Genomic DNA, 8041 nt, shown 5'->3' with positions numbered 1-8041 from the left:
AAGCGAACCAGACCAGACAACTCGCCAACACCCAATACACGCGCCAAAAAAACAGAGAGAAGAGAAGTAAAATCCGTCATCGGATAATCGTGCGGACTATCGTACGCGAGCGCAAGCCACCAAACGCGTCAGGCGTATCGGTCGACAAGAAAGTGAAAATGATGCCGCAAGGCGCGACAAGGCAGCCGCGACCATCTCGTCAGATCGGCGATTTCCCCTTGCGGACGGCCTCCATATCTCACAACTTCCTTGTGCGCTTCGCTTTGGCGACAAGTGACGCGGCCGGGGGGCTTTTGTTCAGGATCATCCTTTCATCGCTGGCTGCGGCGGCCATCGGGGCGATCCCGACGGCAACGGCCAAGGAAGCGCCGTCGGCCGAGTTGACTCCCGCAACCCCATGGAAGGTCGATTTCGGCAATGCGGGCTGCAGCATCGAACGGCGGTTCAAATCGGGCGAGGACGATCTGACGGTACGCCTGTTGCGGCGCGGCGTGAACGGTGGCGTCGATATGGTCCTGCTGGGATCGCTGATTCCGCGTCTGTCGGGCGGAACCGAATTGCAGCTCGAACTTGAACCGCAGCAACGGACCTTCTCGGCCCGCACCATTTCCGGGAAGCAACCGAAAACGTCAGCGGCCTATATCCGCGGTTTCGTGACGGGCTTTCTCGCGGGAACAGGCTGGGCCCCCGACCAGACCGTGCGAATCGTTACCGGCAGCAAGACGGATCTCCGAATGCGCTGGACCGACGCCAAGGCCGCCTTCGCCGTTCTTCAGAAATGCGATGACGATTTTCTAAGCGACCAGGGCATCGACATGCAGGCCCTCCGCACGCAGGTTTTACCGCCGAAGCTTCTCGACGATCCACGCCTTGAGGGCGATCCGCCGGTATCCGTCAAAAAACGGGGTGACGATCCGATCGCCGGACAAGTCATTTACGAAGTCAAGGTCGATGCAAGCGGAACGGTAATCGATTGCCGGAACCTGTGGGCTGACGGTATCAGCGACGCAAGCCACCCGTGCGAATATGCGCGCACCCGGAAATTCACTCCGGCACTCGGCGCCGATGGCAAGCCTGCCGTCGGTTATCGTGACGATATCGCGATCATCCGGGTCGCGACATCCGTAACCCGCCCGTTCTGATACGACCCGTAAACGCCGGGTGCTGCCAGCCGCCCGGCGGCGCAGGCTCCATCATCGCAACCGACGATCCGCCTGACACATGTGGGCCGGCAGCGACTTGTCACATTCGCGGGAACATGAACCGGACACTGTTGAGATAATAGGAAACCAGCGGTTTGCCGTCCTTGTCCTTCGCTGGCGTAAACCGGGCGCTGCGTATCAGCGCCCGGCAAACCGCGTCATCGAACCCCTTGGGATTGGTCGATTGCTGGATGTGACATGACTTGGCCCGGCCGTCCTCGCCGACCGTCAATCGAAAATTGACCAGCCCCGGCTGACCTTCCTCCTGCATCAACGCCGGATAATCCTGATCGGTCAGCCAGCGTCCCGGCGGGGTAATTGGGGTCGCAGGCTCCGACTGCTCGCGGTGACGCGTAACGTCGATGCCCCAGTGGGTCAGCAATTCATCGGTGCATGTTCGCATCGCGGCGAAAGGGGCCTGCATCGATCCCGTGCGCAGGACGAGAGGCTGACGTAAGGGGCGACCGAAATGGACTTCGGTAACCGCCGCCTCTTCGGCTTCGCTTATCCCCGGAATGTCCATGCGATCTCCGGATCGTTTGGCGGCCCGGTCGATCAGCGCCTGTTCGGCTTCGGTGCGGGGGCGGATACGCGTGCCGGTCGTGAATATCCAGGCGGGGATATTTCCCGTCCAGCTGCCCGAGAAAAAATGAGCCTCCTGTTCCGGCGCATCGGTCCCAAAGCGAATCCTGGCGCGCCCGCCCCCTTTTGCGGCGTTGGTGACTTCCCCCACCAGCGTCATGCGAAAGAGATCCCCCGGCGCAAAACGATCGATCAGCAACGATGTTTTCTCATCACCGGTGCCGAATGTCCGGGCCAATCGACAGAAATCGGCGGCATAATCGACATTCCACGGCGACGAGGGTTCAAGGATGAGCGGAGCCTTTTTGTCCTGCGCCCATCCGGGCGAACAGCCAAGGATCAGCGTCGCGACGATAACCAGGCCCGTTTTCTTCATGCCACCCCCCGTAAAGGGGACCATATATCCATCGTCCGGCTTCATCCAGTCCCGCAGGCGATCCGCCTGCATCGCGGCAGGCCGTCCTCCTAAAGCGTTCCGTAAGAGGCATAGTCCTCGGCATGCGCATTCGACCGGCGAAAGCTCGTAAAACTCATGCTGGCGGAAAGATCGAGCGCCTCGACCTGATGCCACCAGCCGACGGGCAGGAAGATGGCTTCGCCGGGGCCGATGATCGTTTCGAGAACCGGCGGACTGGCCGCATCGCCTTCGCCCGCGGGCAGCGCCTCATTGCCCCAGTCGGAGAAGCAATGCCGGCTGTTGCGCATCCGCGCGAACGCCCACGGCGGCGCCATGCGCACGCGCTTGCGACCGATTACCTGCACCAGCAGATTGTTCGTAAGGTCGTGATGCCAGGGCGTCAGCGTCCCCTTCGGCCCCAGCCAGAAGAAGCCGTCGCGATCGCGCTGTTCGAGCAGCGCGATCGGCGCCATGTCGTCCCAGAGCGGGGCCAGTGCCGCGGCATTGTTCCCGCTGTTGTAGGCGGTCAGATAAATGTCGTTGCTCGCCTCGTCCTTGCGGAGCCAGTCGATCAGCTCGGCGAAACGGACGAGGCGGCGATGGTCGTCCTTGGCGAGTTCATAATCCGGATCGCGCTCGCGCTCGACCTGCGCCTCGACGATGGCATCGCCCGCGATCGCCGCGAGATGGTCGAGCGACCAGCGGGTGAGCGCCGCCCAATGATCGACGATGCCGGTGAGCTTGGCCGGCCGGTTCGTTTCATAATGATGGCGGTAGAAGAAATCGGGCGCCGGGTCGGCAAGCGTGTCGAGCGCAAAACCGCCGTCGGCCTCGAACGCAAGCCGCTGCTGGTTCGCGAGCAGCCAGCCCTGCTTCGCCATGCGTGCGGCTTGACGCCGGAGCATCGCGGCCATCGGATCCCTCGCAAGCCGGTCGACCTCATATTTCGCCGTCGCGGCGGATACACCCGCGCCGACGAGACGCGTGTGAAGCGCCGCATCGTCCTCGCCGGCCGCAAGGCCCTCGGCCAGCAGGGTGCGTTTGTCAGGCTGCGACATCGGAAACTCCTCGGCCCCGCTCAAGCGCCAGTCGATGACGAATATATGACAATCGCTCAGTCTCCCGTCGGTCCCCTATAGTCCGGCCCATAGACGGCGGCGCGGAAATCGCGGTGCAGCGTGCCGTCATAAGGGATGGTCTGGACAAAAAAGACCGCGGTCAGCTTGTTCGCCGGATCGACCCAGAACAAGGTCGAGGCCATGCCGTCCCAGAAAAATTCGCCCGTCGCGCCGCGATTCTCCTCTGCCGTTTGTGGCGGCGACTTGCGCACCGCGAAATCGAAGCCGAAGCCGACCGCGCCCTTGCCGGGGAGCCACGCACGTTCCCTGATCGCGGGATCGAGCTGGTCGGTCGCCATCAGCCGCACGGTCGAGGGCTTCAGTATGCGCGCGCCGTCGAGCGTGCCGCCGTTCAGCAGCATGCGCGCGAAACGCGAATAATCGTCGAGCGTCGAGGCGAGCCCGAAGCCGCCGGGAGTCAGCGCATGATCGCGGAAATTCAGCGTCTGCGCATCCACCGCCGGCTGCTGGACGAGTTTGCCGTCCTTCTTCACATTCATCGCCGCGAAGCGCGGCAGCCGCGTATCGGGTTGACGCCAAGCGGTCTCGGTCATCCCGAGCGGCTCGAAAATATGTGTGCGGACATAGTCGTCGAAGCGCTGGCCCGAGAGTTTTTCGACGAGCGCGGCCTGCACGTCGACCGCGATACTATACTCCCACTGCGTTCCCGGCTGATAGAGCAGCGGCACGCCCGCGAGCCGCCTACTCGCTTCGGCGAGCGGCACCGTCAGCGCGAGCGGATCGGCGGCGACATAGGCGTCGTGCACGGGGGTCGGCCCGGCGCCATAGGCGAAGCCCGCGGTGTGGCGCAGGATGTCGCGCACCGCGATCGGCCGGGCGGCGGGTACATAGCGCGGCTGCCCCGCCGCATCCTTGCCCGCATAAACGCGCATGTCGGTATATTCGGGGAGATATTTCGACAGCGGGTCGTCGAGATGGAATTTACCCGCCTCCCACAGCTGCATCAGCGCGACGCCGGTCACCGGCTTGGTCATCGAATAGATTTGCGCGATCGTGTCGCGGCGCATCGGCCGCTTCGCCTCGCGGTCGGCCATGCCCGCGCTGCCGAAATAGACCTCGCGCCCATCCTGCCAGATCAGCGCCGAGGTGCCCGCGGCACGGCCATCGGCGATCATCGCCTTCAGCGCCGCGTCGATGCGCGCCTTGTCGATCTTCAGCGCCCCGGCGGGCACCGCCTGCGCGTGCAGCGGCGGAGCGATCGCTGCCGATCCCGCGCATGCCATCATCATCGCCAGTGCCAGCCGCTTGCCGCGCATGTCCTCTCTCCCCTGTTCCGTCCGTTCGCCGCCGTGATCGGGACGCATCACATGGGATCGGGCGCGGCGGGTCAACCCGAATAGGTCTGCGAAAGCCTATTCGGCCGCGGCCGTTTCCGCCGCCGGGGTTTCGGCGGCCGTGAAGCTGCCGTTCTGGATCAGCCATTGCGGATAGTCCGCCTGCACCGAAGCCACGATGCGATCGATCGCGGCGGCGACCTGTTCGCCTTCGGCCTCGCGGTCGCGCTGGACGACGACGCGGCGCGCCTGCGCATCGATCAGCACGCGGTCGCGCGGGAGCAATTCGCCGACGGTGAGCCCCGTAAGGATCGCGCGACTGTCCTCCTCGCGCTGTTCGAGCGCGGCGAGGCGCCGGTTGAGCTGCTCCTCCACCTGTACGGCGGCATTGGTCTGCTGGCGTAGCTGGACGATATTGACGCGCACCTCGCGGTCGAGTTCGGCACCGATCCTTGCCGCGAGCTTCTTGTCGAGCTGCCCCGCATAGCGATCGACGAGCACAACGCCGTCGATCGCTATCGCATCGCGCTCCAGCCGCACATTGAGGCTGTCGACGCGATCGCTTTCGCCGAGCAGCGATCTGAGTTCGGTCTGCACGACCGACCGCGCGCGAACCTCGCCCGCGAGGCTGTTGAGCGTCAGCGCGAGCGGGATCGAAAGAATGCCGAGCGTCGCGACAATCCCCGCCACCTGCATCGCGGTATGCTGCGGCGTCAGCGACGGACCGAAATGATTGAGCCGCGCAACGATCGTCGCGGCAAAGGCGATCGCAAGCGTGTTCGTGAGGAACAGCAAAGCGGCCCCGACGGCGAAATCGAAGCGCCCGGTGGCGAGCCCGAAGCCCACGGTCGATAGCGGCGGGACGAGCGCTGTCGCGATCGCGACGCCGACCATCACGCCCGACAGCTTGCGCATGATCGCGTAGACGCCCGCGATCCCGCCGACCACCGCAACGCCGAGATCGAGCAGCGTCGGTTGCGTCCGCGCGCGCAGTTCGGGGGTAACGTCGCGGATCGGCGACAGCCAGATGATCAGCATCGCGACGAGGATTGCAACCGCCATACCCGCGGCGAGCGTCACCAGCGAACGCCGGATCAGGTTGCTTTCGAGCGTCGCGAGGCCGAAGCCGACGCCCATGATCGGGCCCATCAGCGGCGAGACGAGCATCGCGCCGATCACGACCGCGGTCGAGCTTTGCAGCAGCCCGAGCGTCGCGATCATCGCGGCGAGGATGATCAGCAACAGGAATTTGCGATCGAGCCGCGCGTCGCGTGCAACGCTCGCCAGAATCAACGAGCGGTCGAGGGCGTCGTCGTCCTCGACCGCTTCGTGTTGATCGTCGATCCGGGTCGCCCGGCGGCCGCCCGCGTTGAACGGCGCGTCGCCCAGGCCGGGCACCCCGGGATGATCGCCGGTCACGGCAATCAGATCTTGGCCGTCAGATCCGGAACGGCGTTGAACAGATCGGCGACGAGGCCGAGGTCGGCGATCTGGAAGATCGGGGCGTCCTCATCCTTGTTGATCGCGACGATCGTCTTCGAATCCTTCATGCCGGCGAGATGCTGGATCGCGCCCGAGATGCCGATCGCGAAATAGACCTCCGGCGCGACGATCTTGCCGGTCTGGCCGACCTGATAGTCGTTGGGGACATAGCCCGCGTCGACCGCGGCGCGCGACGCGCCGAGCGCCGCGCCGAGCTTGTCGGCGAGCGGGACGATGACTTCCTGGTACTTCTCGCTCGAACCCAGCGCGCGGCCGCCCGACACGATGATCTTCGCCGAGGTGAGCTCGGGACGATCCTGCTTCGCGATTTCGGCGCCGACGAAGCTCGAGATGCCGGCGTCGCCGCCACTACCCACCGCTTCGACCGCACCCGAACCGCCCGAGGTGGCAGCCTTTTCGAAGGCGGTGCCGCGGACGGTGAGAACGAGCTTCGCATCCGAGCTTTCGACGGTCGCGATCGCGTTGCCGGCGTAGATCGGGCGCGTGAAGGTCTTGGGACCCTCGACCGACAGGATTTCCGAAATCTGCATCACGTCGAGCAGGGCGGCGACGCGCGGCGCGATATTCTTGCCGGTCGTGGTGGCAGGCGCGACGAAGGCGTCGTGGCTGGCCATCAGTTCGGCGACGAGCGGCGCGATATTTTCGGGCAGGTTATGACCGAAAGCCGCATTGTCGGCGACATGAACCTTGCCGACACCGGCGATCTGCGCGGCCGCCTTCGCGACGCCATCGACGCCGGTACCCGCGACAAGCAGATGGACTTCGCCGAGCTTCGAAGCGGCGGTCACCGCGGCGAGCGTGGCATCCTTGACGGCGCTGCCGTCATGTTCGACCCAAACGAGCGTTTTCATGAATGCACTCCCATCGCCTTCAGCTTGGCAACCAGTTCATCGACATCGGCGACCTTGACGCCGGCCGAGCGGACGGGCGGCTCCGAAACCTTGACCGTCTTGACGCGCGGCGCGGTATCGACGCCGTAATCGGCGGGCGCCTTGGTATCGAGCGGCTTCGACTTCGCCTTCATGATGTTCGGCAGCGAGGCATAGCGCGGCTCGTTGAGGCGAAGGTCGGTGGTGACGATCGCGGGGAGCTTCAGCTTCACCGTCTCGAGACCGCCGTCGACTTCGCGCGTCACGCTGACGCTGTCGCCCTCGACATTGACCGCGCTGGCGAAGGTGCCCTGCGCCCAGCCGGTCAGCGCGGCAAGCATCTGGCCGGTCTGGTTGTTGTCGCCGTCGATTGCCTGCTTGCCGAGGATCACGAGGCCCGGGGTTTCGGCGTCGCCGATGGCCTTCAGGATCTTCGCGATCGCCAGCGGTTCGACGTCATCGTCGGTCTGCACGAGGATCGCGCGGTCGGCGCCCATCGCGAGCGCGGTGCGGAGCGTTTCCTGCGCCTTCGCCGGGCCGACGCTGACCGCGACGATCTCGGTCGCGACGCCCTTTTCCTTCAGGCGAATCGCTTCTTCGACCGCGATCTCGTCGAACGGGTTCATCGACATCTTCACATTGGCGAGGTCGACGCCGGTGCCGTCGGCCTTCACCCGCGGCTTGACGTTGTAATCGAGCACCCGTTTCACGGGGACGAGGATTTTCATGGGCTCAAAGCTCCTCTCAGCAAATTGTGCACTGCGCCATAATTGGCGTTTACGTAAACGTCAATCAGCAGTCCCTGCCCTTCCCCGTCATTGCGAGGAAGGGATGGATTATCACGCCGCCTTGGCAACCTCGGCGACGATTTTCTTTGCCGCATCGCCGAGATCGTTGGCCGCCACGATCGGCAGACCCGAGTTCGCAAGGATGTCCTTGCCCTGCTGGACGTTCGTGCCTTCGAGGCGGACGACGAGCGGAACCGAGAGATTCACTTCCTTCGCCGCGGCGACGATGCCCTCGGCGATGATGTCGCACTTCATGATGCCGCCGAAGATGTTGACGAGGATGCCCT

At 64.6% G+C, this 8041-nt stretch carries 7 protein-coding genes and 1 pseudogene; 1 reads left to right on the top strand and 7 read right to left on the bottom strand.

All coding sequences use genetic code 11. The features are described 5' to 3' along the window. The coding region (locus JHC57_RS19620) for a hypothetical protein (RefSeq protein ID WP_294032258.1) at window positions 1-1142 on the top strand (1142 nt) is incomplete at its 5' end. Window positions 1143-1242: 100 nt separating this feature from the next. Here JHC57_RS19620 and JHC57_RS19615 read toward each other — a convergent pair. The 7 genes and pseudogenes from JHC57_RS19615 to sucC all read right to left on the bottom strand — a co-directional run. Beyond that, window positions 1243-2160 carry an energy transducer TonB gene (locus JHC57_RS19615; protein WP_294032256.1) on the bottom strand — a complete coding sequence of 306 codons (918 nt, stop codon included), beginning with the start codon at window positions 2158-2160 and terminating at the stop codon, window positions 1243-1245. 89 nt (window positions 2161-2249) lie between these two features. Then, a complete protein-coding gene (locus JHC57_RS19610; RefSeq protein WP_294032255.1) occupies window positions 2250-3239 on the bottom strand; it encodes a cupin-like domain-containing protein in 990 nt (329 codons plus the stop codon). Between the two features lie 56 nt (window positions 3240-3295). Further along, window positions 3296-4576: a serine hydrolase gene (locus tag JHC57_RS19605; protein ID WP_294032253.1), complete on the bottom strand. Its 1281-nt coding sequence runs from the start codon at window positions 4574-4576 to the stop codon at window positions 3296-3298. A gap of 96 nt (window positions 4577-4672) precedes the next feature. Next, complete coding sequence (locus JHC57_RS19600; RefSeq protein WP_294032251.1) at window positions 4673-6013, bottom strand: TIGR00341 family protein; 1341 nt, start codon at window positions 6011-6013, stop codon at window positions 4673-4675. A gap of 5 nt (window positions 6014-6018) precedes the next feature. Further along, window positions 6019-6948, bottom strand: a complete 930-nt coding sequence (locus JHC57_RS19595) for an electron transfer flavoprotein subunit alpha/FixB family protein (protein ID WP_294032250.1) — start codon at window positions 6946-6948, stop codon at window positions 6019-6021. Beyond that, window positions 6945-7694 (bottom strand): electron transfer flavoprotein subunit beta/FixA family protein, encoded by a 750-nt coding sequence (locus tag JHC57_RS19590; protein ID WP_294032248.1) that lies wholly within the window; start codon window positions 7692-7694, stop codon window positions 6945-6947. The genes JHC57_RS19595 and JHC57_RS19590 overlap by 4 nt, the downstream gene beginning before the upstream one ends. 111 nt (window positions 7695-7805) lie before the next feature. Further along, a pseudogene (gene sucC, locus JHC57_RS19585) lies at window positions 7806-8041 on the bottom strand (succinate--CoA ligase subunit beta); the annotation flags it as partial.

Origin of the sequence: Sphingopyxis sp. (assembly GCF_016463645.1) — a bacterium.
GTDB lineage: Bacteria > Pseudomonadota > Alphaproteobacteria > Sphingomonadales > Sphingomonadaceae > Sphingopyxis.
This window is presented reverse-complemented; position numbering and strand designations above follow the sequence as displayed.

Excerpts from the sequence above, each read along its gene's own strand:
- JHC57_RS19615 (WP_294032256.1), bottom strand. The coding sequence starts at position 2,160 with ATGAAGAAAACGGGCCTGGTTATCGTCGCGACGCTGATCCTTGGCTGT.
- JHC57_RS19610 (WP_294032255.1), bottom strand. The coding sequence starts at position 3,239 with ATGTCGCAGCCTGACAAACGCACCCTGCTGGCCGAGGGCCTTGCGGCC.
- JHC57_RS19605 (WP_294032253.1), bottom strand. The coding sequence starts at position 4,576 with ATGCGCGGCAAGCGGCTGGCACTGGCGATGATGATGGCATGCGCGGGA.
- JHC57_RS19595 (WP_294032250.1), bottom strand. The coding sequence starts at position 6,948 with ATGAAAACGCTCGTTTGGGTCGAACATGACGGCAGCGCCGTCAAGGAT.
- JHC57_RS19590 (WP_294032248.1), bottom strand. The coding sequence starts at position 7,694 with ATGAAAATCCTCGTCCCCGTGAAACGGGTGCTCGATTACAACGTCAAG.